The 25,867-nt window shown below is 61.0% G+C and carries 23 protein-coding genes and 3 pseudogenes; 15 read left to right on the plus strand and 11 right to left on the minus strand.

What is annotated here, in order from left to right; all coding sequences use genetic code 11:
• Position 1: 1 nt before the first annotated feature.
• Entirely contained in the window at positions 2-2,590 is a 2,589-nt protein-coding gene (locus JWR98_RS07945; RefSeq protein WP_078733025.1) for a bifunctional diguanylate cyclase/phosphodiesterase, read from the plus strand.
• Here JWR98_RS07945 and JWR98_RS07950 read toward each other — a convergent pair.
• Positions 2,575-3,396 (minus strand): AraC family transcriptional regulator, encoded by an 822-nt coding sequence (locus JWR98_RS07950; RefSeq protein WP_078733024.1) that lies wholly within the window; start codon positions 3,394-3,396, stop codon positions 2,575-2,577. The genes JWR98_RS07945 and JWR98_RS07950 overlap by 16 nt on opposite strands.
• Positions 3,397-3,493: 97 nt before the next feature.
• Here JWR98_RS07950 and JWR98_RS07955 point away from each other — a divergent pair, with 97 nt between their 5' ends.
• Both JWR98_RS07955 and JWR98_RS07960 read left to right on the plus strand, forming a co-directional pair.
• The gene (locus JWR98_RS07955; RefSeq protein ID WP_078733023.1) at positions 3,494-4,705 is read left to right on the plus strand and encodes an MFS transporter; all 1,212 of its coding nucleotides are present in this window, start codon (positions 3,494-3,496) and stop codon (positions 4,703-4,705) included.
• A gap of 119 nt (positions 4,706-4,824) precedes the next feature.
• Positions 4,825-5,955 (plus strand): sensor histidine kinase, encoded by a 1,131-nt coding sequence (locus tag JWR98_RS07960; RefSeq protein ID WP_078733022.1) that lies wholly within the window; start codon positions 4,825-4,827, stop codon positions 5,953-5,955.
• 87 nt (positions 5,956-6,042) lie between these two features.
• Here the strand turns inward: JWR98_RS07960 and JWR98_RS07965 are convergent, their stop codons facing one another.
• Positions 6,043-6,348, minus strand: coding sequence for a DUF2834 domain-containing protein (locus JWR98_RS07965; protein WP_205489700.1), 306 nt, complete (start codon positions 6,346-6,348; stop codon positions 6,043-6,045).
• Between the two features lie 83 nt (positions 6,349-6,431).
• Here JWR98_RS07965 and JWR98_RS07970 point away from each other — a divergent pair, with 83 nt between their 5' ends.
• Complete coding sequence (locus JWR98_RS07970) at positions 6,432-7,220, plus strand: helix-turn-helix domain-containing protein (RefSeq protein WP_205489701.1); 789 nt, start codon at positions 6,432-6,434, stop codon at positions 7,218-7,220.
• A gap of 56 nt (positions 7,221-7,276) precedes the next feature.
• Positions 7,277-8,982: pseudogene (locus JWR98_RS07975) on the plus strand (amidase).
• 72 nt (positions 8,983-9,054) lie between these two features.
• On the opposite strand, the gene JWR98_RS07980 reads toward JWR98_RS07975, so the two are convergent.
• Together JWR98_RS07980 and JWR98_RS07985 are read right to left on the minus strand one after the other, a co-directional pair.
• Positions 9,055-9,789, minus strand: coding sequence for a CPBP family intramembrane glutamic endopeptidase (locus tag JWR98_RS07980; RefSeq protein WP_205489703.1), 735 nt, complete (start codon positions 9,787-9,789; stop codon positions 9,055-9,057).
• On the minus strand, positions 9,789-10,007 hold the full coding sequence (locus JWR98_RS07985) for a DUF6434 domain-containing protein (protein WP_078733016.1): 219 nt from the start codon (positions 10,005-10,007) through the stop codon (positions 9,789-9,791). The genes JWR98_RS07980 and JWR98_RS07985 overlap by 1 nt, the downstream gene beginning before the upstream one ends.
• Positions 10,008-10,242: 235 nt before the next feature.
• Between JWR98_RS07985 and JWR98_RS07990 the strand changes: the two genes are divergently transcribed.
• Complete coding sequence (locus tag JWR98_RS07990) at positions 10,243-10,668, plus strand: nuclear transport factor 2 family protein (RefSeq protein WP_003174294.1); 426 nt, start codon at positions 10,243-10,245, stop codon at positions 10,666-10,668.
• 12 nt (positions 10,669-10,680) lie between these two features.
• On the opposite strand, the gene JWR98_RS07995 is transcribed toward JWR98_RS07990, so the two are convergent.
• Positions 10,681-12,006 (minus strand): aminotransferase-like domain-containing protein, encoded by a 1,326-nt coding sequence (locus JWR98_RS07995; protein WP_205489704.1) that lies wholly within the window; start codon positions 12,004-12,006, stop codon positions 10,681-10,683.
• A gap of 91 nt (positions 12,007-12,097) precedes the next feature.
• Here JWR98_RS07995 and JWR98_RS08000 point away from each other — a divergent pair, with 91 nt between their 5' ends.
• Positions 12,098-12,988, plus strand: a complete 891-nt coding sequence (locus tag JWR98_RS08000) for a DMT family transporter (RefSeq protein ID WP_078733014.1) — start codon at positions 12,098-12,100, stop codon at positions 12,986-12,988.
• On the opposite strand, the gene JWR98_RS08005 is transcribed toward JWR98_RS08000, so the two are convergent.
• Positions 12,985-13,542, minus strand: coding sequence for a YceI family protein (locus JWR98_RS08005; protein WP_078733013.1), 558 nt, complete (start codon positions 13,540-13,542; stop codon positions 12,985-12,987). The genes JWR98_RS08000 and JWR98_RS08005 overlap by 4 nt on opposite strands.
• Positions 13,543-13,629: 87 nt before the next feature.
• On the opposite strand from JWR98_RS08005, the gene JWR98_RS08010 reads away from it, so the two are divergent.
• Together JWR98_RS08010 and yghX are read left to right on the plus strand one after the other, a co-directional pair.
• On the plus strand, positions 13,630-14,124 hold the full coding sequence (locus JWR98_RS08010) for a PaaI family thioesterase (RefSeq protein ID WP_078733012.1): 495 nt from the start codon (positions 13,630-13,632) through the stop codon (positions 14,122-14,124).
• A 44-nt stretch (positions 14,125-14,168) separates the two neighbouring features.
• Positions 14,169-15,056 (plus strand): YghX family hydrolase, encoded by an 888-nt coding sequence (yghX, locus tag JWR98_RS08015; protein ID WP_078733011.1) that lies wholly within the window; start codon positions 14,169-14,171, stop codon positions 15,054-15,056.
• Here yghX and JWR98_RS08020 read toward each other — a convergent pair.
• Positions 15,053-15,928 (minus strand): LysR family transcriptional regulator, encoded by an 876-nt coding sequence (locus JWR98_RS08020; protein WP_205489705.1) that lies wholly within the window; start codon positions 15,926-15,928, stop codon positions 15,053-15,055. The two genes, yghX and JWR98_RS08020, sit on opposite strands and share 4 nt — an antisense overlap.
• 132 nt (positions 15,929-16,060) lie before the next feature.
• On the opposite strand from JWR98_RS08020, the pseudogene ampC reads away from it, so the two are divergent.
• Positions 16,061-17,214: pseudogene (ampC, locus tag JWR98_RS08025) on the plus strand (class C beta-lactamase).
• A gap of 4 nt (positions 17,215-17,218) precedes the next feature.
• On the opposite strand, the gene JWR98_RS08030 reads toward ampC, so the two are convergent.
• Entirely contained in the window at positions 17,219-18,106 is an 888-nt protein-coding gene (locus tag JWR98_RS08030; protein WP_341869745.1) for a polyprenyl synthetase family protein, read from the minus strand.
• Here JWR98_RS08030 and JWR98_RS29730 point away from each other — a divergent pair.
• The 3 genes and pseudogenes from JWR98_RS29730 to JWR98_RS08040 all read left to right on the plus strand — a co-directional run.
• A complete protein-coding gene (locus tag JWR98_RS29730) occupies positions 18,074-18,202 on the plus strand; it encodes a hypothetical protein (protein ID WP_263974304.1) in 129 nt (42 codons plus the stop codon). The two genes, JWR98_RS08030 and JWR98_RS29730, sit on opposite strands and share 33 nt — an antisense overlap.
• Before the next feature lie 273 nt (positions 18,203-18,475).
• Positions 18,476-19,399, plus strand: coding sequence for a terpene synthase family protein (locus JWR98_RS08035; RefSeq protein WP_225908631.1), 924 nt, complete (start codon positions 18,476-18,478; stop codon positions 19,397-19,399).
• Positions 19,400-19,467: 68 nt separating this feature from the next.
• Positions 19,468-19,656 (plus strand): annotated as a pseudogene (locus tag JWR98_RS08040) (GFA family protein); the annotation flags it as partial.
• 301 nt (positions 19,657-19,957) lie between these two features.
• On the opposite strand, the gene JWR98_RS08045 reads toward JWR98_RS08040, so the two are convergent.
• Positions 19,958-20,536 (minus strand): hypothetical protein, encoded by a 579-nt coding sequence (locus JWR98_RS08045; RefSeq protein WP_205489706.1) that lies wholly within the window; start codon positions 20,534-20,536, stop codon positions 19,958-19,960.
• Positions 20,537-20,555: 19 nt separating this feature from the next.
• Positions 20,556-21,161 (minus strand): MiaE family protein, encoded by a 606-nt coding sequence (locus JWR98_RS08050; protein WP_078733006.1) that lies wholly within the window; start codon positions 21,159-21,161, stop codon positions 20,556-20,558.
• Positions 21,162-21,311: 150 nt separating this feature from the next.
• Here JWR98_RS08050 and JWR98_RS08055 point away from each other — a divergent pair, with 150 nt between their 5' ends.
• The gene (locus tag JWR98_RS08055) at positions 21,312-22,175 is read left to right on the plus strand and encodes a universal stress protein (RefSeq protein WP_078733005.1); all 864 of its coding nucleotides are present in this window, start codon (positions 21,312-21,314) and stop codon (positions 22,173-22,175) included.
• Between the two features lie 35 nt (positions 22,176-22,210).
• Here JWR98_RS08055 and JWR98_RS08060 read toward each other — a convergent pair whose 3' ends face one another.
• Entirely contained in the window at positions 22,211-22,681 is a 471-nt protein-coding gene (locus JWR98_RS08060) for a DUF1289 domain-containing protein (RefSeq protein ID WP_205489708.1), read from the minus strand.
• A 396-nt stretch (positions 22,682-23,077) separates the two neighbouring features.
• Here JWR98_RS08060 and acnB point away from each other — a divergent pair, with 396 nt between their 5' ends.
• Positions 23,078-25,687, plus strand: coding sequence for a bifunctional aconitate hydratase 2/2-methylisocitrate dehydratase (acnB, locus tag JWR98_RS08065; protein ID WP_078733003.1), 2,610 nt, complete (start codon positions 23,078-23,080; stop codon positions 25,685-25,687).
• The last annotated feature ends 180 nt before the right edge of the window (positions 25,688-25,867 follow it).

Below are 25,867 nucleotides of genomic sequence, written 5' to 3' on the forward strand. Positions count from 1 at the left end.
AATGCCCAACTCTCTCGCCCCTCTCGTTCGCTCGCTCTCCACTCGCACCAGCCTGTCGCTGACGCGCACCTCACTGTTCAATTTCATGATCCTGCTGGCCGGTGTCTTTGCGGCCGCGGCGTACTCGCTGATCTACCTCGCCCATGACATGGATCGCTCGGAGGAGGCTGAAAGCGCATTCCATAGCGGCAAAGCCATGCAGTCCATGGAAAAAAACATGCGTTTGATGGTCAAGGACTACGCATTCTGGAGCGATGCCTACAAGCATCTGCACCTGCAGGTAGACAAAGACTGGGCCTATACGCGCGCAAATGTCGGCGCAACGCTGTTTCATGATTTCGGTTTTCAGGGTGTGTTCGTGGTCAACGACGCCGACCACACCGTGTATGCGGTGATCGAGGGCGAACAGCAACCCATTGAGATCAGCGAGTGGCTCGACCAGCCCATGACCTCCATTCTTGAACAGGCACGGGCGGGGATTGAAAACGAAACATCGATGAGCACCCTCATCAACGTGCGCGGCAGCCCGGCACTGGTGGCCGCCGCCGCCATCACGCCGGGCACCGACCCGACGGTGGTCGCCGATGACCGGCAAGCCTCGGTGCTGATTTTTGTCAACATTCTCGACGGCGCCAAACTCGGTGTCATCGGCAATGACTTCGGCGTGGCCAAGTTGCACATCGCCACACCCGCCGACATCGCCAAGGGTGTCTCCCTGCCGCTTGGCGACAAAGGCAGCGCGGGCAGCCTGTACTGGCAGCCGGAGCAGCCCGGCAAGCGTTTGATGGGCGTGGCCCTGCCGCTGCTGGGCCTGGCCGCGTTGCTGGTGTGCCTGATGACCTGGGTGATTTTGCGGCGCAGCACCGCGGCCGCCCTCGCCCTCGATGCCAGCCATGACTCGTTGCAAAACAGCCAGAACGCCTTGGCCACCAGCGAAGCGCGCTTTCGCGATGTGGTCGAGGCCAGTTCCGATTGGGTGTGGGAGATCGATGCCGATTGGCGCTTTACGTATTTGTCGGAACGCTTCGAAAACGTGACCGGGCTGGCCCGTAATACGTGGATCGGCGCGGCCATGAACGACCTGCTGGAGACCGAAGACGGCTTGCTCTCACAGTGGTTGTGCACGCCCGGACGCCGCCCCGACCTCAGTGTGCAATGCCTGTACCTGGACGCTCAGGGGCAAGAGCGCACCACCCGCTTGTCGGCGCGGCAAATGCCCTGTGGCGGGTTTCGCGGCACGGCCACCGACGTGACGGAAGAAGTCGAGGCGCGCCGGCGTATTGAGTTTCTGTCTCTGCATGACGCCCTGACCGGTTTGCCCAACCGCACGCGCCTGCAAGCCTTCCTCGACAGCAAACTCAAAGCGCTGCCGCCCCCGGAACGCCCATTGGTCATGCTCAGCCTGGACCTGGACCGCTTCAAGCCGGTCAACGACTTGCTCGGGCATGCCGCCGGCGACCGCGTGCTCAATGAAGTGTCGAGCCGCCTGAGCGCTTGCGTGCGCCATGGCGACCTGGTCGCGCGGGTCGGCGGCGATGAGTTTGTGCTGATCCTGACCGATGCCGGCACGCAGGACGACGTCGAAAACCTGTGTCGACGTTTGATCGGCTCGATCGAGCAGGCCATTCGCATTGAGGATCAGGATGTGTTTATCAGCGCCAGCATCGGCATCACGCTAGCACCCAATGACGCCAGCGAGGTCACCGAGCTGCTGCGCTACGCCGATATCGCGCTGTACGAAGCCAAGGCCGCCGGGCGTAATACCTGGCGCTTTTATTCGGGCGAGATGAACGCGCGAATCATCGAGCGTCGCCGCCTGGAAAGCGACCTGCGCTACGCGATAACGCACGGGGAGTTACGCCTGCACTTCCAGCCGCGTTATCGCATTGCCGATGGGCAAATGGTCGGCGCCGAAGCGCTGGTGCGCTGGCAACACCCGGTGCGCGGGCTGATTGCCCCGGACACCTTCATCCCGATTGCCGAAGAGTCGGGGCTGATCCTGTCGCTCAGCGACTGGGTACTGGCAACCGCCTGCGCCTGTGCCGCGCAGTGGCCGGACCACCTGTTTGTGTCGGTGAACCTGTCGCCCATCGAGTTCAAGCGCGGCCACTTGGTGCAGCGCATACGCGACGCGCTGGATGCCTCGGGCATCGACCCGGCGCGGGTGGAAGTGGAAATGACCGAGAGCGTGATGCTCGAAGACGCCGTCGGCGCGTTGGAGGTGATGCACACCCTCAAGCAACTCGGCATTCGCATTGCCATGGATGATTTCGGCACCGGGTACTCCTCCCTGAGCTACCTGCGCGCCTTTCCGTTCGATGGGCTGAAGATCGATCGCAGCTTCCTCACTCGCCTGGAGGACAGCGACGACGACAAAGCCATCATCCAGGCCATCGTCGGCCTCGGCCGCGCCCTGGCCCTCACGGTGACCGCCGAGGGCATCGAAACCGCCGAGCACCTGGCCATGCTCAAGGCCGTGGCCTGTGAGGAGGGCCAGGGTTACTTCCTCAGCCGGCCGATGGATGTCGACGCGTTCACTGACCTACTTACGCAAGACATGCGGCAAACCCAGAGCTATTTGAAAAAGTGACTCGGCGTCTTGCCAAATTGCTTCTTGAACATGCTGGTAAACGCGCTCGGGCTGTCGTAGCCGAGCGCCAGCGCTACGTCAATAATCTTCTCCCCCACCGCGATGCGCTCCAATGCCAGCAGCAAACGCGCCTGCTGGCGCCATTGGCCGAAGGTCATGCCGGTTTCCTTGCGAAACAGGCGCTGGATGGTTTTCTGGTCCAGGTCCAGGCGTTCGCTCCAGTGCGCGACCGTGGAGGCATCGCCGGGGTCCTGTTGCAATGCCAGGCAAATGTGCTGGATGCGCGGGTCGGCGGGCTGCGGCAGGGATAGCGGCAAAGCGGGCAACAGGGCCAGTTCGTCGAGGATCAGGTGCATGATCCGCGCATCCCGCGAGTCCTCGGCATAGGGCGGCTTCAGGCTGACCGAAGCCTTGATCAGCTCACTCAACAATGGCGAGATGCTCACCGCCTTGGTCTCGGTGGGCAGGTTGGGGAAGCTGTCGGCGCGGACAAACACGCTGCGCATTTTCAGCGGCCCCACGCAACGCAGGGAATGCACGTGCCCGCAGGGCATCCAGAAGCCGCGATTGGGCGGCACCGTCCACTGGTTCTGCGCCGAATGCACGACCATCACGCCTTCCGTGGCGTAGAGCAGTTGATGCTTCTCGTGACTGTGGTCGGGGATCACCCAGTTTTCCGGGTAATCGGTGGCCGAACTGATCACGGCCCAATCGCCCTCGTCGATCTCTTGCAGGAATTTATCCAGGGATTTGATCATTTCGCCCTTTTTGCGACAGTTGCCGCCCCGATTTCGTGAGACAGGCATTTTGTGCGAATCTAGCATAAACCCCGAAACAATTTGAAATGGGCGGCCGGCTTAAGTACTGGTTGCCCCTGTTCGCTGCCTTGTATGGAATGCCTGCATGTCGACACTCACCGCGTCACCCGCTGCTGCAACCAGTACACCCCATGTCAGCCCCTTGGTTATGCGCATCCTTGGCGCCTGCGCCCTGGCGCACCTGATCAATGACCTGATCCAGGCCGTGCTGCCATCGATCTACCCGATGCTCAAGGCCAACTACGGACTGACGTTCACCCAGGTGGGGATGATCACCCTGACCTTCCAACTGACCGCCTCGCTGCTGCAACCGTGGATCGGTTACCACACCGACCGCCATCCCAAGCCCTGGCTGTTGCCCGCCGGCATGGTGTGCACCTTGATCGGCATCCTGATGCTGGCGTTTGTCGGTACGTTCCCGGCGATCCTGCTGGCGGCGGGACTGGTGGGCGTGGGGTCGTCAACCTTCCACCCGGAAACCTCGCGCGTGGCACGCCTGGCCTCCGGCGGCCGCTATGGCCTGGCGCAGTCGACCTTCCAGGTCGGCGGCAACACCGGCAGCGCCTTGGGCCCGCTGCTGGCGGCGGCGATCATCATTCCCTACGGCCAGGGCAATATCGCCTGGTTCGGCCTGTTTGCGGTGTTTGCGATCCTGGTGCTGTACGGCCTGAGCCGCTGGTACCGCAACCATCTCAACCTGTTCAAGCTCAAGCAAGGCGGCAAGGCCACCCATGGTTTGTCCAAAGGCCGCGTGACCTTTGCGCTGGTGGTGCTGGCCGTGCTGGTGTTTTCCAAGTACTTCTATATGTCCAGCCTCACCAGCTATTTCACCTTCTACCTGATCGAAAAGTTCAGCCTGTCGGTGGCCAGCTCCCAGCTGTACCTGTTCCTGTTTCTCGGCGCCGTGGCCGCGGGCACCTTTTTCGGCGGGCCGATCGGCGACCGCATCGGGCGCAAGAAAGTCATCTGGTTCTCCATCCTCGGTGCCGCGCCGTTCACCCTGGCCCTGCCCTACGTCGACCTGTTCTGGACCGCCGTGCTCAGCGTGGTGATCGGCTTTATCCTGGCCTCGGCGTTCTCGGCCATCGTGGTGTTCGCTCAGGAACTGGTACCGGGCAATGTGGGGATGATTGCCGGTGTGTTCTTCGGCCTGATGTTCGGTTTCAGCGGGATCGGCGCGGCCCTGCTGGGGTTGCTCGCCGATAACCACGGCATCGAGTACGTCTACAAGCTGTGCTCGTTCCTGCCGCTGGTGGGCATCCTGACGATCCTGCTGCCGTCGACCAAAGGCGTGTGACCGACCCGCTGCGCAGCGCTCTCGCACTGCGCAGCGTCACACCGACTAAATCGTGCTTAAATCCCTGTTTGGCAGCTCCGCGCGCGTCTCTGCGTATCGCCACTTGCAAGGATTACCGCATGCGCCTGTCAGATTTTATCCTTAGCAACCTCGAGCCGATCCTGCAGGACTGGGAAGATTTCGCCAGCACCATCCAGACTCCGGGCGCCGCCCTGGACCAGGAGGGTCTGCGCGATCACGCCGCGCAGATGCTGCACGCCATCGTCCAGGACCTGCGTACCACGCAAACCGTGCAGGAACAGCTGGACAAAGCCCAGGGCCTGGCGCCCCAGGAAGAAGAGGAAACCCCTGCCGAAACCCACGCGGTGACACGCCTGATGGCGGGGTTCTCCATCGACCAGATGGTGTCCGAGTACCGTGCGCTGCGCACCAGCGTGCTGCGCCAATGGCTCAAGCAGATCAAGGGCGGTACGGCACTGGATGTGGAGGACATGAACCGTTTTCATGAAGCCATCGACCAGGCCCTCGCCGAATCCATCGCCAGCTATTCGCGGGCGGTAGAAGCTTCGCGCAATGTGTTCCTCGGCATTCTCGGTCACGACTTGCGCACACCGCTGGGCGCGATTTTGCTCGGTGCCGACATGCTCAGGCGCTCACCATCAGGTGGCGAACGCGATACCCGAGTAGCGACGCAGATCTACACCAGCGTCCAGCGCGCCAGCCAGATCGTCGGCGACCTGCTGGATCTGACGCGCTGCCAGATGGGCCCCGGCATTCCGGTCAGGCGCACGCAGGTCGACCTGGCGCCGATCTGCGAGCGTATCGTGGCCGAGATCCAGGCGTTCGATCCGCAGGCGCAGCTGCGGTTTGAGTCACACGCCCCGGTGGCTGGACGGTTCGACGGCGCACGCATGGAGCAGGTGTTCTCCAACCTCATCAGCAACGCCGTGCATCACGGCGATCGGCACTCACCCATCAAGGTGACGCTGACCGTCACGCAAGACACCTGCGTGTTCAGCGTGCACAACCACGGCAATCCGATCCCGACGGACGTACTGCCCTTCATTTTCAACCCCATGGGGCGCTTTTCCCAACGTTCGGTGATTGAGCATGGCCCGACCGAAGGCTTGGGGCTGGGTCTGTTTATCGCCTCCGAAATCGTCGCGGCCCACCAGGGCTTGATCGAGGTCGAGTCGGACAGCCAACACGGCACCGTGTTTCGTGTGACGGTGCCGCTGGACGGTGCTTGAGCGCCTCAACGGCCATTCGCCAATAATGCTCCGAAGGTGCCTGCGCAACGCCGGCAATCACGGTATTCGGTGGGTGGATAGGACGGGTCATTCATCCCGAACCCCGTTCACCACGATGTAAAGCAATGGCCCCACCGACACAAACACCGCCGTCAACACAAAGTATGGCACCACCGAGGCCACCGACCGCCCTCGCCGCCGTGCATCCCGGTACATCCAGACACACGCCAGTATCGCCATCAGGTACAGGTCAATCACCACCTGCGCGGTGTCCGGCCGTGACATCAACGCCCATCCAAAGGCCAACAGCGATTGCTCGGCGGTGAGCAGCGTAACCAGGGTGTAGAGCGAAAACCCGAGCAAAGCGGCCAGAGCGATAGAGGGTCTGGGCATGGTCTGTTCCTTGAGGTGATCGAGGCCCACCTTAGTGATAAGGTTTGGCCCCTCGCAATGACCTCGGAGGTCATCGACACGCCATGGACAACCCTGTTACCGCCGGCGAATACCTGCGCCAGTTACGCCGACAGGCCACGTTGAGCCAACGCGACCTGGCCTTGATCACTGGGGTTTCCCAGCGCCATCTCAGCTGCATCGAGACCGGCCGCGCCAAGGCTGGCGCGGCTACCTTGCACACGCTGTTGACGGCACTGGACACACCACTGGAATACGCCAACCGCGTGTTCCTCGCCGCCGGTTACGCCCCCCGCTACACCACCACCCCGCTCGCCTCGCCGGCCATGGCTGCGATTCGCGAAGCGCTCAGCCATGTGCTGCACGCCAATAACCCCGCGCCGGCGATCCTGTTGGGCAGCGAGTGGCAGGTGCTGGCGGCGAACGCCGGCACCGCTGTGCTGTTTGAGTTGGTAGGGATCCCGGCGCAGGCGGCCGATGGTCTGAACCTGCTGACTACCTTGCTGCAGCCGGGCGGCCTGGGTGATCACCTGCTCAACGCCGAAGAGATCCGCACCCTGGCCTGGCAACGGGCAACCCGCGAAGCGCTGAGCAATCCGGGACTGGCCGCGTTGCTGGCGAACCTGCCGCAGCCCACCCACACCGAATTGCCCGATGAAATGCCGCCGCTGGTACTCACACGCATCCGCTCAAGCCGGGGCGAGTTCAGCTTTCTGTCGACCTTCACCACCTTCGGTATGCCTCAGGACATCACCCTGACCTCGTTGCGCATCGAGCACCTGATTCCCGCAGACGACGCGACCTGGCAGGTGATGCGCGGCGCCTACGCCGATTATGCCGCGCTGGTTTTGTGAAATATCTGTACGTAGACTGCGGGGATATCACAACTGAAGGCGGCGAAGAAAACGTCATGCAAGTTACCGAAGTCTCCATTGCCCAATTGCGCGCTGCGCTTGAATCCGGCCAGACCACCGCGGTTGAACTGGTCAAGGCTTACCTGGCCAGGATCGATGCCTACGACGGCCCGCAGACCGCCACCGCGTTGAATGCCGTGGTGGTGCGCAACCCGCAGGCCCTTGAAGAAGCCGAGGCGTCCGATGCGCGCCGCGCCAAGGGCGAAATCCTGGGGCCATTGGACGGTATTCCCTACACCGCCAAAGACAGCTACTTGGTCAAAGGCCTGACCGCGGCCTCCGGCAGCCCGGCGTTTGCCAAGCTCGTTGCGCATCGCGACGCCTTCACCATCGAACGCCTGCGGGCCGGCGGCGCGATCTGCCTGGGCAAGACCAATATGCCGCCGATGGCCAACGGCGGTATGCAGCGCGGCGTGTATGGCCGCGCCGAAAGCCCCTACAACGCCCGCTACCTCACCGCGCCGTTTGCCTCTGGCTCGTCCAATGGCGCTGGCACCGCAACGGCGGCCAGCTTTGCCGCGTTCGGTCTGGCGGAAGAAACCTGGTCGAGCGGACGTGGCCCGGCGTCCAACAATGGCCTGTGCGCCTATACCCCGTCGCGCGGGGTGATTTCGGTGCGCGGCAACTGGCCGTTGACTCCGACCATGGACGTGGTGGTGCCGTTCGCGCGCACCATGGCCGACCTGCTGGAAGTGCTCGACGTGGTGGTCGCCGAAGACCCGGACACCCGTGGTGACCTGTGGCGCCTGCAACCCTGGGTGCCGATCCCCAGCGTCGCCTCGGTGCGCCCGGCTTCTTATGCCGAGCTGGCTGTCGGCGCTAAAGCCCTCGCCGGTAAACGCTTCGGCGTGCCGCGCATGTACATCAATGCCGACCCCGACGCCGGCACCAGCGAACACCCCGGCATCGGCGGGCCGACCGGGCAGAAGATCAACACCCGCGCCAGCGTGATCGACTTGTGGCAAGCCGCGCGCCAGGCGCTGGAAGCTGCCGGCGCCAACGTCATTGAAGTGGACTTCCCGCTGGTGTCCAACTGCGAAGGCGACCGTCCCGCGCGCCGACGGTATTTACCCGTGGTTTGGTGTCCAAGGAATTCCTGCACGATGAGTTATGGGAACTGTCAGCCTGGGCGTTCGACGATTTCCTGCGCGCCAACAACGACCCGGCGCTCAATCGCCTGGCGGATGTGGACGGCCCGCAGATTTTCCCCCACGACCCCGGCACCCTGCCCAACCGCGAAGACGACCTCGCCGCCGGCATGGACGAGTACGTGCGCATGGCGCAGCGCGGCATCACGCCGTGGAACGATATCAGCAGCCTTCCCGACGGCCTGCACGGCCTGGAGCAAACCCGGCGCATCGACCTGGAAGACTGGATGGACACACTGGGCCTGGACGCGGTGCTCTTCCCCACCGTCGCCGACGTCGGCCCGGCGGACGCCGACGTGAACGAAGCCAGCGCCGACATTGCCTGGAGCAACGGCATCTGGGTGGCCAACGGCAACCTCGCCATCCGCCACCTGGGCGTGCCCACCGTCACCGTGCCGATGGGCGTGATGGCGGATATCGGCATGCCGGTGGGGCTGACGTTTGCCGGGCGTGCTTATGATGATTCGGCGTTGTTGCGTTTTGCGGCGGCGTTTGAAGCGACCGGCAGCAAGCGCCTGGTGCCACCGCGCACACCGCCGTTGGCAGAGGAATAAACGCGATCCGCAGGTGTGCGGGCTTGCCTGCGATGGGCAGGGGTATCTACACAGGCTTGAGTGGATTTCAAATCAGCTGCTATAGGGCACGGCAATCAACAGGATTGCCGTACCGTGGGTCAGCGTTGACGCCAGCACACCGTAGCGCATACCCACCAAGGCGCAGGCCAACCCCTCCAGCAGGGTAAACAGCAACACTGGCCACCCCAACTGAGTAACACTCAGCGCCAGGAAGGCATGGCAAGCCGCGAAGGCCACGCCACTGATCAAGGCAGCCCTGAGGGGTTTCACCTGCTGCTCGAGATAGCCCTGCAAAAAACCGCGAAACAGCACCTCTTCCAACGCGTTGGCGCCATAGACCAGCACCACCATGCCGGGCAACCACGCCCAGTAACCGGGGATCGCCGCGCCATCGATCGCCTGATAAAGCCGCAGCGGCACGCCAATCAGACAGCCGACCGCCAGGCCAACCACCACGCCTGCCAGTCCACGCCCTTTGACCCACACAACCAGTCGCCACAATTCGGGCGCCACCCCTGCAAGCAACACAATCAATAGCAGCGCCAGGCAACCCAATGCGCCCAACACAAGGGTATTGGCCGAAAAGGCGATCTGTAGGTCGCTGCCGAGCGCCCACAGCCCCAACGGCGTCATCGCATCGCGCATCAGCACAAACGCCGCCAGCAAGATCAGGATACGCATCGCCGCCAATGAGCGTGGCGTAAGCGCCCACCACACGCCAAATAACAGCAGGCCAGGCAGCAGATGAAGAAGGTAGTTGACCAGCACGCCGAGGGCGGACGTCATCACGCCCCTGAGTCCGCATTGCGACGTAGCCACTCATCCACCACGTCACCCAGCGTCTTGGGCGTTTCGTCGCGAATCCACGCCATGAACGGGCGATCGAATTTGAACGTGGGGCCACAGTGCAAAAGCATGAAGCGGCGTACGTTCTGGGTATTTTTATAGCCAGGGGTCACCGGCGTGGCGCGGGTGATGGGGTTGCTGTGCCAGTCAAAATCCATTTGTGTGCTCGGGCAGTTTTAATCTCGGCACCAGCATAGCCAGTGGCCAGATCGTCAGGAAGTGCCAGCACTGGCTTTGATGAAAATTCTCAGTGTGTTGAGACATCGTACAAGAATAAAAAACGCGACTTTACCGGTTATTTCAAATTTTACTTTCCTTCTAACAATAAAATATTGCATGGTTGTACGACGACCAAAACGGTCGCACACCCCCAACAACAATAAGGAACCCTCCATGCAAAACGTCAAAGCGCTGATCGGTTTTCTGTGCCTGTTCAGCGGCTACGTGGCCGCCGCTCCTGCCGATCAAGACGTCGCCCAAGCGGTCGACCACCTGACCCAAGCCATGCTGCATAAAGACATCAAACAGCTGCAGGCCCTCACCGCCGAGAAGCTGACTTACGGCCACTCCAGCGGCAAGATCCAGAACAAACAGGAGTTCATTGCCGATATCGAGACCGGTCGCAGTGGCTTCAAGACCCTGGAAATGCAAAAACAGACCATCACTCTGCAAGGCGATACCGCCCTGGTGCGCAACCACTTTCATGCCCAGGCGGTAAACAGTGGCGTCGAAGTGCCCACCGACATCGAGAACTTTCAGGTCTGGCAGAAGCAGAAAGGCCACTGGCTGTTGATCGGTCGCCAGGCGTTCAAATTCTGATCGTCAGCGAGATCACCACGCCACCCCTTGGCGCACCTTGAGCAACGCCCCGCGCAGCGCCTGCATGTCCACCGAGCCCAAGGCCAGGCGCAGTGCGTGGGGCACATGGGCCGAGACGGCGAATGGCTCGGCGGTGGACACGCACACCCCCTCGCGCTGCAGGGCCATGGCGACTTGATCGGCGCGGGCGTCCTCCGCCAACGGCAACCACAAAAAGTAGGATGACGGGTGGCTGATGTACGTCAGCCCCTTCAGCACCTGCGCCGCCAACGCCTGACGCGCCTGGGCGTCCTGGCGCTTTTGCGCCTCCAACTGCGCCACCGTGCCATCTTCGAGCCAGGCCACCGCAATGGCACTCATCACACCGGGCACGTTCCAGGTGGTGGCCATGATCGCGCGCTCAAGCTGTTTTACCCAGGCAATCGGCGCGGCGACAAACCCCACCCGCAGCCCGGTGGCGACACTCTTCGACAACCCGCCCACATACACCGTGCGCTCCGGTGCCAGGCTCGCCAGCGGTGGCGGTGCGTCTTCGGCCAGAAAGGCGTAGGCCGCATCCTCGATGATCATCAGGTTATGCTGACGGGCGATGGCGACCAGTCGTTCGCGCTGCGCCAGGTCCATGACCCAACCCAATGGGTTGTGCAAGGTCGGCATGCTGTACACCGCGCGCACCGGGCGCTTGCGACACAGGGCGTGCAAGCAATCCAGGTCCGGCCCCTGAGCGGTCACGGGGATGGCGACGATTTCCAGGTGCAGGGTCTCGGCCAGCACCTTGAACCCCGAATACGTCAACGCGTCCACGGCGATCACATCCCCCGGCTTGAGCAGCGCCATCAAGGTCACCGCCAAACCATGCTGGGCGCCGCCGACCACCAGCACCTGCGCGGCCTCCACACTCAGACCCCGGCATGACAAGTGCCGAGCCATCGCCACACGCTCATGCAAACGACCGGCATGGGGTTGATAACGCAGCAGTGCCTCCAGGTCGCCGGACAGCGCCAACTGGCGCAACGCCGTGCGCAGCAACTCGGCCTGGCCCGGCAACGCGGGGTAATTAAAGTTGAGGTCGAGCATGCCGGCCGCCACCGCCATCTGCCCGCTGCCCTGCCCCGGCGGCAGCGAGATCTCGCGCACAAAGGTGCCACGCCCGGTTTCACCGCTGACCAGGCCCATGGCCGCCAGCTCCGTGTACACGCGACTGGCGGTGACCAGGGCCAGGCCATGCTCGGCCGCTAATTGGCGATGAGTGGGCAGACGCGTGCCGGCGGGCGTTTGCCCCGAGCGGATGGCTTCGGCAAAGGCGTCAACCAGCCGTTTGTAGCGGGCGCGGGGCATGGGCACTGTATCCATGACAATTTTTTGATTGTCTTAATCTTCAATCCTAGGATGGCTCTTACGCAATCTTTTCTTATTTCGGACGCCCACCATGGAACGCACCTCCCCCCTCGGCAGCCTGGACAGCAGCACCCAGGGTTGGATCAACGGTTTTATCGGCGTGCTGATTTTCAGCGGCTCGCTGCCCGCGACACGCCTGGCCGTGATGGAATTCGACCCGGTATTTCTCACCCTGATCCGTGCCACCATCGCCGCCGTGCTGGGGCTGCTGGGGCTGTGGCTGTTCAAGCAGAAGCGTCCCACACGCCGTCAATGGGGCCCGCTGGTGATCGTATCCCTCGGCGTGGTGATCGGTTTCCCGCTGCTCACCGCCCTGGCGCTGCAATACGTGACCTCCGCGCACTCCATCGTGTTCATCGGTTTGCTCCCCCTCGCCACCGCGCTCTTTGGCGTACTGCGTGGCGGCGAGCGGCCGCGTCCGGTGTTCTGGCTGTTCTCGATACTGGGCAGCGCACTGGTGATGGGTTACGCGGTCGCCCAGGGCTTGAGCGCCGCGCCCGCCGGCGACCTGTTGATGCTGTTGGCGGTGCTGGTGTGTGGCTTGGGGTACGCCGAGGGCGCCACGCTGTCGCGCAGCCTGGGCGGTTGGCAAGTGATCTGCTGGGCGCTGGTGGTGTCGCTGCCGGTGGTGCTGCCGCTGAGCCTGGTGCTGGCACCGTCCGACTTTACCGGCATCAGCCTGCCGGCCTGGCTCAGCCTGGCTTATGTAGCCTTGTTCAGCATGCTGATCGGCTTTGTGTTCTGGTATCGCGGGCTGGCTCAGGGCGGCATTGCCGCCGTTGGCCAGTTGCAATTGCTGCAACCGTTCTTCGGCCTGGCGCTGGCGGCGGGCCTGCTGCACGAACAGGTGAGCCTGGGCATGGTACTGGTGACCGTTACCGTGATCGGCTGCGTGGCCGGCGCCAAGCGCTTCGCCCGCTAGCGCTGTGGCGCAACCATCTTGAACTTGATGTGGATGTCGTTGGAGACCACGCTGTTACCGGCCCACTCCCCCTCGCCGATCTTGAAGTCGCCACGGTCAAGGATGAACTCGCCGTCAAAGACACCGATGCCATCCTGCTCCTTGAGCAGCACCTGCACATCCACCGGGCGCGTGGCGCCCTTGATGGTCAGGTTGCCGCTGATACGAAAACGACTGCCGCCCAGCGCCTTGACCCCGGTGGATTCATACACGCCCACCGGATAGGTCGCCGTATCGAACCAGGACGGGCGTTGCAGGGTGTCATTGGCCTCGTCACTGCCCGCATTGATGCTGGCGAGCTGAATCTTGAGCACTGCATGCGCCGCCTCCGGTTTCTGCGTGTCGAAGGTCAACGTGCCCTCGAACTGGCCGAACGTGCCGTACACGCGCTGCCCCAATTGCATGTAGGTAAAGCTGATCTGACTGGCGGTGGGGTTGACGTCCTTGTACTCCACGGCCTGAGCGCTGGCGATACAACCCAAAGCCAGGGCAACCGCTAAAATTCGACGTTTCATGCACCGCTCCGCAAAAGGTTGACTGTATTCCCATCCGGCGCTTGTCCTGCTAAACAGAGTAGCCACCCACCACCACAAGGACTTTGCATGCACGTCCCGTCCCTACAAGACATCACGGCCCCGGAAGGCATTTGCTTCGGCTGCGGCAGCAGCAACCCCCACGGCCTGCACCTCAAGAGCCGCTGGGATGAAGACCGCATCCACGTCATCGCCGAGTACCAACCCGACGCCCAGTACACCGGCTGGCCGGACCTGGTCTATGGCGGCCTGATCGCCATGCTGGTGGACTGCCATTCCAACTGGACCGCCATGGCCTGCCATTACCAGGCCGAACACCGCGAACCCGGCAGCCTGCCGCGTATCGATTGCGTCACCGGTAACCTGGGCATCAAATTCATCAAACCCACCCCCATGGGCGTCCCCCTGACCCTGCGCGCGCGGGTCGAAGGCGACGTGGGGCGCAAAACCCGCGTGATCTGCGAGGTATACGCGGGCGACGTGCTCACCGCAATCGGTGATTCGGTGTTCGTGCGCGTCGACACCGGGCAGCTGGCCGCCGCCGCCCATGGCCGCAACGGCTGAACCTGGTCTACATTGATTGCCACCGCCAATCGAGGATTGCACCGATGACTCGTCTCACCGCGAAGGACTTTGCCCCCGAACTGCTGGAACTCTACGACGGCTATGCCCACGGCAAGCTCAACCGGCGCGAGTTTCTCGACCGCGCGGCATTGTTCACCTTCGGCGGCTTGACCGCCTCGGCACTGCTGGCGGCGCTGAGCCCCAACTATGCCCTGGCCGAGCAGGTTAAATTCACCGACCCGGACATTGTCGCCGACTACATCACCTACCCCTCGCCCAAAGGTAACGGCACGGTACGCGGCTATCTAGTGCGCCCGGCCAAGGCTGCGGGCAAGTTGCCGGCGGTGGTGGTGGTCCACGAAAACCGTGGCTTGAATCCGTATATCGAAGACGTCGCCCGACGCCTGGCCAAGGCTGGATTTATCGCCCTGGCCCCCGACGGCCTGACCTCGGTCGGCGGCTACCCCGGTAACGATGAAAAAGGCGTGGCCCTGCAACAGACCGTCGACCCGACCAAACTGATGAACGACTTCTTCGCGGCCATCGAATGGCTGATGCAGCACGACAGCAGCACCGGCAAAGTCGGCATCACCGGCTTCTGCTACGGCGGCGGCGTGACCAACGCGGCGGCGGTGGCCTATCCCGAGCTGGGCGCGGCCGTTTCGTTCTATGGGCGCCAGCCGCAGGCCCAGGACGTGCCGCGGATCAAGGCGCCGATCATGCTGCACTTCGGCGAGCTGGATACACGGATCAACGAAGGCTGGCCGGCCTATGAGCAAGCGTTGAAAGCGGCAGGCACGACCTATGAGGCATTCATCTACAAGGGCGCCAATCACGGGTTCCATAATGATTCGACGCCGCGCTATGACGAAGCGGCGGCGAACCTGGCCTGGGAGCGCACACTGGGCTGGTTTCGCAAATATCTGAGCTAAAGCGAAGACGCTTCGAGCAACCAGTCCTTGAAAGCCGCCATCGCGGGCGTCTGCGCCCGCGACTGAAGGCGCGTCAACCAATAGCTGCCCGTGGTGATAGTCACATCGAACGGTTGGCGAATCACATCGGTGGACAGCTGCCGGGGGAACATCATCGCCGGCGCCAACGCCACGCCGATCCCTTGCAATGCCGCTTCCATCATCGCCAACGAGGAATCAAACACGATGCTGCGCGGCATCACGGTATCGGCGGGCAACCCTGCGGCCTGGAACCACAGGTTCCACTCATCGGCGCGGTAAGAGCGTAGCAAGGTGTGTTTCAACAGATCGTCCGCCGTGCGCAGTTGCTCGGCGATTGACGGCACGCAGAGCACGCTCAACGGCGCCACCAACAGTTGGCAGGCGTCAGTGCCGTGCCAGGCGCCCGCACCGAAACGAATCGCGTAATCCAAGCCTTCGGCAGCCACGTCCACACGGTTGTTGTGGGTGGACAGACGCAGATCGATAAACGGGTTGCGACTCTGGAAATCCGGCAGGCGCGGCAGCAACCAGCCCACCGCGAAGGTGCCGACCGCCCCCACGCTGAGCACCTCCCGATAATGCCCGCCTTCGAACTGGTCTAAGGTGTTGGTGATGCGGTCGAAAGACTCGTGTACCACCGGCAGCAGGGTTTCGCCTTCACGGGTCAGCATCAGCCCTCTGGGCAAACGCTTGAACAGGATGACATTCAACTGCGCCTCCAGACTCTTGACCTGATGGCTGACCGCCGCCTGGGTCACACACAGTTCGATGGCTGCCCGAGTAAAGCTCAAATGCCGGGCCGAGGCTTCGAATGCCCGCAGGGCATTGAGGGGCAGATGGGATCGCAGCATGTCTTAACCTTAGTTTTTCTAATGGCTGGTGCGAGATATCATCGGTTGTCGAAGGGTCGCACTCTGCCTAGATTTGCGTCGTTCGCGAAGACCTTGGTCATCGGCCCGTCACTTATATGGAAGCCAGATTGTATGTACGAAAAATCCTTTATCAATGCACGAATCGTCCTATTTTACGCATTATTACTCGGTGCCGGGTCTTGCGTCGCCGCCACCGACCTGCGTGCGGTCGTGGACAATAACGTCGAACCACTGATGCAGCAACAAGGCATCGCCGGCCTGTCCGTCGCCGTGGTGAACAGGGGCCAAGTGCAATACTTTAACTACGGCGTAGCCTCCAGGGACACTCGGCAACCCGTCAGCCAGGACACACTGTTCGAAATCGGCTCGGTCAGCAAAACGTTCACGGCAACCCTCGGCGGTTATGCCCAGGCCACCGGCAAACTCAAGCTATCGGACAAGGCCAGCGAGCACTTGTCGCCTTGAAAGGCAGTGCCTTCGACCAGATCAGCCTGCTGCAACTGGCCACTTACACCCCCGGCGGCCTGACCTTGCAGTTTCCCGACTCGGCCGACAGCGCCGACCGCATGCTCAACTACTTCCAGCACTGGAAACCCACCTACGCGCCGGGCGCGCAGCGCCTGTATTCCAACCCGAGCATCGGCCTGTTCGGCTACCTGACGGCGCAAAGCATGGGCCAGCCGTTCAAGGTCGCCATGGAGAAGACCCTGCTGCCAAGGCTGGGCCTGAAGAACACCTATGTCAGCGTCCCCGCCGACAAGGCCGGGCTGTACGCCCAGGGCTATGACAAGAACCAGAAACCGGTGCGCGTAAGCCCTGGCGCACTGGACAGCGAAGCCTATGGCCTCAAGACCAGCGCCCAGGACCTGGCGCACTACGTGATGGTCAACATGCACCCCGACACGCTGGAAAAACCCTTGCAGCAGGCCATCGACACCACCCACACCGGTCATTACACCGTCAACGACATGACCCAGGCCCTGGGCTGGGAGTACTACTCTTACCCGATCACGTTGCAAGCGTTGACCGACGGTAACTCGACCCCCATGGCGATGGAGCCGCACAAAGCCAACTGGCTGGCCAAACCCCAGGTGCAGCCCGCCAATATGCTGTTCAACAAAACCGGCTCTACCGGCGGCTTTGGTGCCTATGTAGCGTATGTCCCGAGCAAGGACATCGGCGTGGTCATCCTGGCGAACAAGAACTACCCGAATGCCGAGCGGGTGAAGGTGGCGCATGCAATCCTGAGTGCACTGGACCAATAAGCCGCTACCTGAGGATGCGCTTGTAGTAATCGTCTTCAGGTTCAGGCTGGAAGTGGATATCACGGATAAACGCTTCCAGCCGCTGGGTGTTGCGCTTGGCGCAATGCCGTCGAACGAGGTCCAGGTTCTGGAGTAACTGGTCGTATTCGCCTTCCATCAATGCCAGCGCCAGGTCAAGTACGCCCGCATCACCCCAGGCGCGGATGATTTCGTTCTTTTCGTCAGAAGACCTCTTCGCTTTAGCCAAGGATCGCCTGGCGAGTATCATTAGAAATGACTTGGGGCCACCTTCCAGGTCCGTTGCGAAGCCTTTTTTGGCAAAATGCGGGATGTGATTTACATCGCAATAATCATTGACGAACCGATAGTAGACAGCCAGCTCATACAACAAGGTTTTCAGGGTTCCATAGATCAGGGCATCCAACGGTCTCAAACTTTGACAGACGTCCAAGATGAAAACCAAAAAGCAGCCCGTATTGGCTTGAGCAATCAACCTGTACTCGTCCAGCGTCGGCAACACACTGCCTTCACTCGCTGAAACATCCAGGTATTGACCGATGTGCAGGGCTTCAAGACTCTGCAGGCCGGCATTCATGACAGTGACGTTATCCAGGACGGCGAGATGCTGAAGGCCTGCCAGGTAGCCGTGCATGCCTGAAATAATTGCCACGTTCGCGCCGTACGTTGACCATACCGAGGGTTGCCCCCGCCGCAAGTGATCTCCATCGAACACATCGTCGTGTATCAACGAAGCGGTATTCATCAGCTCAACCGCCTCGCACAGCACACTCGCTTGCGTCGAGGGGACGCCAAAGAACATGGCGAGCGCCCAGGCAAGCTCGGTGCGAATGAGTTTTCCATGGAACTGGGTCTGGTAAGCGAACGGCTCAATCCACTGGGATTTGGCATGCGCATATCGGGTGGCATCGATGCGGCGACGGGGCTATTCATGGGTATCCTTCAACACTATGAGTTTACTCACCGGTAAAAGACCCACCGCACAACCTGGCCACCGCATTACCTCGACATTGCTTCCTTGCCTTTAACCTTAGCGGCGTACGCGCCACGCATGCTTTTTTTTGGCAATAAAAAACTGCAACCATAGCGCACAGAACTATTGCGCCGCGCCCGCCGCATCGCCATTCAAAATTCGTATAACGCCCGGTCGCGGACTCATCTACGTTAATAACTGTCAGCGTCTTTCATGCGTCACCGGGTACACGAGATGACAGGGTTATTGTCTGGCGGAACGGCTTTCCCATTGAGCCCATACACGGACGAAGCACAAAGCCATACGCGTCAGTGGCTAAACCGTATGGGGCTGGAAGCCACGCCTCATGCGGCCCATCAATTGGATATCTACGTACCGGGCACTTATGCCGGTTACATGTGGAGTGATGCGCCTGCGGACATCCTGCTGATCCTGTCCGATCTGGTGGGCTGGTTCAGTTGCCAGGACGACCTCGCCGATGAGGACTGCAAGGACCCGGACATCCTCGAACGCCTGATTCGCGGCGTGTACACCCGAGCGTTCACCTCGAACACGGCGAGCCGCGAACCACTCGCCTGCGCACTCGCCGATATCGTGCACAGGGCCGCCCGCCTGATGCCGCCGATCTGGAAACAACGCGTCGCGGAGCAATACGCCAATTACCTCGCCCCGTGCGCCGTCGCGCTCGTGCATCGGCTGCACCACACTCAACCGGGTGCCGACGGCTATGAAAGCCTTTGGCAAAACGCCGGTGGATTTCAGGTGTGCCTGGAGTTCACTTACCTGGCACAAAATATCAACTTGCCCAGCGCCCTCTACTACAGCTCCCCCTGGCAGGAGCTTCGCAGCCTGGCGTTGAACCTGTTCAAAGCGGTCAACGATGTCATCTCGTTCCCAACCATGGAAGATCCCAACGAGGATATTTTCAACCTGCTGACTCACCTCAGACACACTCGCGGGTTTACCGCGCAACAGGCCACTGAGGATGTGTCCCAACGCATTGAGCAATGGGCTGAACGCTTTTCCCAAGCCCAGGCCATATTGCCTGAACGGCTTGCAACGCTGGGATTTGACGAGCGCAGCCAGGAACAGGCGCAGGTCTGCGCCCAGGCCCTGCATAACCAGTGGCGCGGCAATATTGCCTGGCACCTGGCGGCGCCGCGTTATCGGGCAATCCGCTTCAAGGGCGAGTGAGAAATCCCCGGCCGCCCAGCCGTAAAAACATCTAGGCTTAACAGTCACCTTGCCAGTGGAGACCTCCCATGCAGCTCGAAGGATCCTGCCATTGCGGCGCCGTGACATTCAGCCTCATCAGTGCGCGCCCCTACCCTTATCAGCGCTGTTACTGCTCGATCTGCCGCAAGACCCAGGGCGGTGGCGGCTATGCGATCAATCTGGGCGGCGATGCCAAGAGCTTAAAGGTGCGCGGTCGCAAAATGATCAATATCTACACCGTCACAGCGGGCCTGCATACGCCCACGTCATCCGAAACGAGGCCCCGCCCAACTCCGAATCCAGAGCATGCACCTGCCCGCCATGCCATTGCGATACCTGCTGCACCAGACAGGCCCCATGTTTTCCATGTATTTTCAGTGTGCAGTCGCGGATAGAAGAGCGGGGAATTATAGGTAGCAAACTGAACAACTGAATCAACGGTCCAGCAGCAGTCGACGACGCTGCATGTTTTAAAGCGCTTTTAACAAATAAACTGCGTTTTTTAATGTCATCCACAGGGTGCTATGCGCAAAAACGTCACGTTTCACCTGCTGCGCCGAAGCTTTCTGGTGATTTGGCTAAAAAGGACATCGACGCGGTGATAGCAAAAGAAAACAGAACCGCCACAACGATCAAGACACTATTAACGACACCAAACCATGGAGATACATAATCTCGAAAGGCGAGCCAAGATATATATGCACCACAGGACATCATTAGAAAAACCGACAAAACTGTGCCTATCAAGAATGCTTCTATTGCGACCCTTCCTTGGGAAGCATAAATACCTTTTAACATTGAAAATATGGTCATGGCGAAAAGAACCATTGCGGCCATTGGCAATTCCGGACTTGCCATAAACTGAGCATACGAACCGTTTAACGAATTCCCAATACCGTAAAATACAAACGGTAGGAGTACGAAGAGAATTTCAACACCCGCTCCACGGTAAAGCCAAACCCGTTCTCTTAAACGCCCTTTAGGTGTTCCAAAAAGCATCCCACATAAACTCGGCGTTAAACAACAAATCAGCACAGTAGCACTCCAGAAGGAAGGCTCAAAAAACAACTGCGGCATAACCCACTCCACTTGATAAAAATGCAACAGCGCTTGCACGGATTCGTTTACATTTTTTTTAAACGGCCGGCACGCCACTGTGAAAGCGGAACTCGACATCGGGCGACTCGATCAACGCTTGCTCGGCCGCCCTCACCCGCTCGATTACCTGGGCGATATCCCGGGCCTCGCCATACTGATAAGCCAGCTTCAGGTAGCCCTGGAAGTGCCGAGCTTCGCTTTTGAGCAAACCGAAGTAGAACTTGCCGAGTTCTTCATCCAAATGCGGCACCAGCGCCTCGAAGCGCTCACAACTGCGCGCCTCGATAAAGGCACCGACCACCAGAGTATCCACCAGCTTCACCGGTTCGTGGCTGCGCACCACTTTGCGCAAACCCGAGGCATAACGGCTGGCGTGCAGCTGGCGCAGCTCGATCTTGCGCTTTTTCAGCAGGCGCATGACTTGCTCGTGGTGCACCAGTTCTTCCCGGGCCAGGCGCGACATCATATTGATCAGGTCGACGTGGCCATGGTACTTGGCGATCAGGCTCAGGGCGGTGCTGGCGGCCTTGAATTCGCAGTTCTTGTGGTCGATCAGCAGGGTTTCCTGATCGGCCAGCGCGGCCTGGACCCAGGCGTCGGGGGTGCGGCAACCGAGGAATTCGTGGATTTCGGGCAGGTTCATCGGGCTCACGGGCAAAGGATCACAAAAGGCCGGCGATTATACCGACCACGCGGCAGACCACCAGCCACCGGCCTTGATGTGCATCAACATGACGCGCCGCGGGCAGCAACTATAGTTATTCCACGCCCCCCCCTTTTGGAGATCCCGACCATGCAAGCCATCCGCAGCATCCTGGTGGTCATCGAGCCTGAACATTCCGAAAGCCTGGCCCTCAAGCGCGCCAAGTTGATTGCCGGGGTGACCGGTGCACACCTGCACTTGCTGGTCTGCGACAAGCAGCATGAGCATTCGGCGCTGTTGAGCCTGCTCAAGGCCGGTTTGCAGGAGGACGGTTACAGCGTGACCACCGAGCAGGCATGGAATGAAAGCCTGCATGAAACCATCATCGATGTGCAGCAGGCTGAAGGTTGCGGCCTGGTGATCAAGCAGCACTTTCCCGACAGCCCGCTGAAAAAGGCGCTGCTGACGCCGGCGGACTGGAAGTTGTTGCGTTATTGCCCGACGGCGGTGCTGTTGGTCAAGACCGCCACGCCCTGGGCCGGCGGGGTCATCCTGGCGGCGATCGACGTGGGCAACACCGACGGTGAGCACCGCTCGCTGCACAACTCGATCATTGATCACGGCTTTGACATTGCCAGCCTGGCCAAGGCGCAGTTGCACGTGATCAGCGCCCATCCGTCGCCGATGCTGTCGGCGGCGGACCCGACGTTTCAACTCAAGGAAACCATCGAGGCGCGTTATCGCGAGCAGTGCAGAGCGTTCCAGGCCGAGTTCGACGTGGATGACAGCCACTTGCATATCGAGGAAGGCCCGGCGGATGTGCTGATTCCCTTTGCGGCGCACAAATACCAGGCGGCCGTCACCATCATCGGCACCGTGGCGCGCACCGGCCTGACCGGCGCATTGATCGGCAATACGGCGGAAGTGGTGCTCGACAAGGTAGAAGGCGACGTACTGGTGCTCAAGCCGCAGACGCTGATGGATCACTTGGAAGAGCTGGCAAACAAAGCCTGACGCTGATCCCCCTTCCACATTCTGGACTCGTGTTGTCAGTCGGCGAGCGCATCTCTCAGAAACCCCGGCGCGATATAGCGCTGGTAATGCGCCTCGGACAGGATAAAGAACTCACGGTCGATCGCATCGCGCAGGTCCGGCAGGGGCCAGTCGCGAAACTCCGGCAACAGCACCATCCCGTACGCCTCCAGGTTATTGATCACCCGCGCTCCGCGGGCGATCAACTGGTACGCCCAGCAATACGGGGACTGGTGCGGCACGAAGCGGATCTTGCGCTGTTCCAATTGGCTACGCAGGGTTCTCGGGTCAAAAATCTCCACTTTGCCGGCCATCACCTGCACCAACAGCTGCTCCAACCGCAGCCACACCGCGCGTTTTTGTTCTTCGTCATAGCCATTCCACTGGACCACTTCATGGTGGAAACGCTTGCAACCACGGCACACGAGATCGCCGTAAACCGTGGAGCACAGGCCGACGCAGGGGGTCTTGATGGTTTGGTTGGGCATGGGCAACGACACGCAAATCAGCGAAACAGTCTGCCATGTTAGCCCTTTGTCTAAGGTTGATCATCCAGCAAACTTGCGGTGGCAACTTACCTTTAGAATTTTTTTGCCGTAGAATCATCCGGCCTTGTAAGGCGCCAATAATCCGCTGGAAGCTGTTTTCAAAGCGTCACGAGCACAGTCGTTCCTTCAGAACGGTATTGGCGCGGGATTGACCCCGGTAGGTCAAAAACCGCGCCAACCCTCATCAGCTCCGTTCTGCAGGCGTAAAACTTTGAAAGCAGCTTCTGTAAGGAATGCCGGCAGCGCTGGCTTTGCGGCCCAAAAAGCCCCCGAGCGCATGCGTGCCGTTCATTTCTGGATGAGCGTCCCGTGGGACCACTGATGAGGGTAATAACTGTGCTTGAAGCCTACCGCAAACATATCGAAGAGCGTGCAGCACTGGGTATCGTTCCCCAGCCGCTTAATGCCGAACAAACCGCAGGCCTGGTCGAGCTGCTGAAAAATCCCCCGGCTGGCGAAGAAGAATTCCTCGTTGACCTGATCACCAACCGCATTCCACCAGGCGTTGACGAAGCTGCCTACGTCAAGGCCGGTTTCCTGTCCGCCCTGGCCAAGGGCGAAGCCACTTCCCCCCTGATCGACAAGAAACGCGCCGTTGAACTGCTGGGCACCATGCAGGGCGGCTACAACATCGTGACGTTGGTCGAGCTGCTGGACGACGCCACGCTGGCGCCTGTCGCCGCCGCCCAACTCAAGCACACCCTGCTGATGTTCGATGCGTTCCACGACGTGGCTGAAAAAGCCCGCAACGGCAACGAACACGCCAAAGGCGTGATCCAGTCCTGGGCTGACGGCGAGTGGTTCCGCAACCGCCCAACCCTGGCCGACAAGATCAGCCTGCGCGTATTCAAGGTCACCGGCGAAACCAACACCGACGACCTGTCCCCTGCCCCGGACGCCTGGTCCCGCCCCGACATCCCGCTGCACGCCCTGGCCATGCTGAAAATGGCCCGCGAAGGCATCGTACCGGACGAGCAAGGCAAAACCGGCCCGATGAAGCAGATCGAAGAGATGCGCGGCCAAGGCTTCCCGATCGCCTACGTCGGTGACGTGGTCGGTACCGGTTCGTCGCGTAAATCGGCGACCAACTCCGTACTGTGGTTCTTCGGCGATGACGTTCCTTACGTGCCGAACAAGCGCGCAGGCGGTTTCTGCTTCGGCAGCAAGATCGCGCCAATCTTCTACAACACCATGGAAGATGCCGGTGCATTGCCGATTGAATTCGACGTGACCAACATGAACATGGGCGACGTGATCGACCTGTACCCGCATGCTGGCAAAGTCTGCAAACACGGCACCGACGAAGTCCTGACCACCTTCGAAATGAAAACCCCGGTGCTGCTGGACGAAGTCCGCGCCGGCGGCCGTATCCCGCTGATCATCGGCCGTGGCCTGACCGACAAGGCTCGCGCCGAGCTGGGTCTTGGCCCAACCGATCTGTTCAAGCTGCCTGAAGCGCCTGTCGACACCGGCAAAGGCTTCACCCTGGCACAGAAAATGGTCGGCAAGGCCTGCGGTCTGCCGGAAGGCAAAGGCGTTCGCCCAGGTACTTACTGCGAACCGAAGATGACCACCGTGGGTTCCCAGGACACCACCGGTCCGATGACCCGTGATGAACTCAAAGACCTGGCGTGCCTGGGCTTCTCGACCGACCTGGTGATGCAGTCCTTCTGCCACACCGCGGCCTATCCGAAGCCGATCGACGTGACCACCCACCACACGCTGCCTGACTTCATCATGACCCGTGGCGGTGTATCGCTGCGCCCAGGCGACGGCATCATCCACAGCTGGCTGAACCGCATGCTGCTGCCGGACACCGTCGGCACCGGTGGTGACTCCCACACCCGTTTCCCGATGGGCATCTCGTTCCCGGCCGGTTCCGGTCTGGTCGCGTTCGCCGCAGCCACTGGCGTAATGCCACTGGACATGCCGGAATCGATCCTGGTGCGCTTCAAAGGCAAAATGAAACCTGGCATCACCCTGCGTGACCTGGTTCATGCCATTCCTTACTACGCGATCCAATCGGGTCTGTTGACCGTAGAAAAGAAAGGCAAGAAAAACGCCTTCTCCGGCCGCATCCTGGAGATCGAAGGCCTGAACGACCTGACGTTGGAACAAGCTTTCGAGCTGTCCGACGCCTCGGCCGAACGTTCAGCCGCCGGTTGCACCATCAAGCTGTCCAAAGAGTCCGTGACCGAGTACCTGAACTCCAACATCACCCTGCTGCGCTGGATGATCGGCGAAGGCTACGGTGATGCACGCACTCTGGAACGTCGTGCTCAAGCGATGGAAGCCTGGGTGGCCAACCCTGAGCTGATGGAAGCCGATGCCGACGCGGAATACGCCGAAATCATCGAGATCGACCTGTCGGAAATCAACGAGCCGATCCTCTGCGCACCAAACGACCCGGACGACGCCCGTCTGCTGTCCAGCGTTGCCGGCGAGAAGATCGACGAAGTGTTCATCGGTTCGTGCATGACCAACATCGGTCACTTCCGCGCTGCCGGTAAGTTGCTGGAACAGGTCAAGGGTCAGCTGCCCACCCGTCTGTGGCTGTCGCCGCCGACCAAGATGGACGCTCACCAACTGACCGAAGAAGGCTACTACGGCATCTACGGCAAGGCCGGCGCACGCATGGAAATGCCGGGCTGCTCGCTGTGCATGGGTAACCAGGCACGTGTTGAGCCGAATTCGACCGTAGTGTCGACCTCGACCCGTAACTTCCCGAACCGTCTGGGTGATGGTGCGAACGTCTACCTGGCCTCGGCCGAGCTGGCGGCAGTCGCCTCCACGCTGGGTCGCCTGCCGACCGTCGAAGAGTACATGGGCTACGCGGCCAAGCTGGACACCATGGCCAGCGACGTCTACCGCTACCTGAACTTCGACCAGATCGCCGAGTTCCGCAAGATCGCTGCAAGCGCCAACATCCCGGTGATTCAAGCCTAAGGTGTTGATGTGAGGAACGCCGCGTATCGCAAGGTACGCGGCGTTTTTTTATGCCTGGAATACAAACAAATGTGGGAGGGTCTGCCCCATCACGGAGTGCCAGTTGATACATTTGTCACTTGACCTGCCGCTATCGGGGGCAAGCCCCCTCCCACCAGTTTCGACCGCGCCAGGCCGGTC

The organism is Pseudomonas lactucae (assembly GCF_016937615.1).
In the GTDB taxonomy this organism is placed as follows: Bacteria; Pseudomonadota; Gammaproteobacteria; order Pseudomonadales; family Pseudomonadaceae; genus Aquipseudomonas; species Aquipseudomonas lactucae.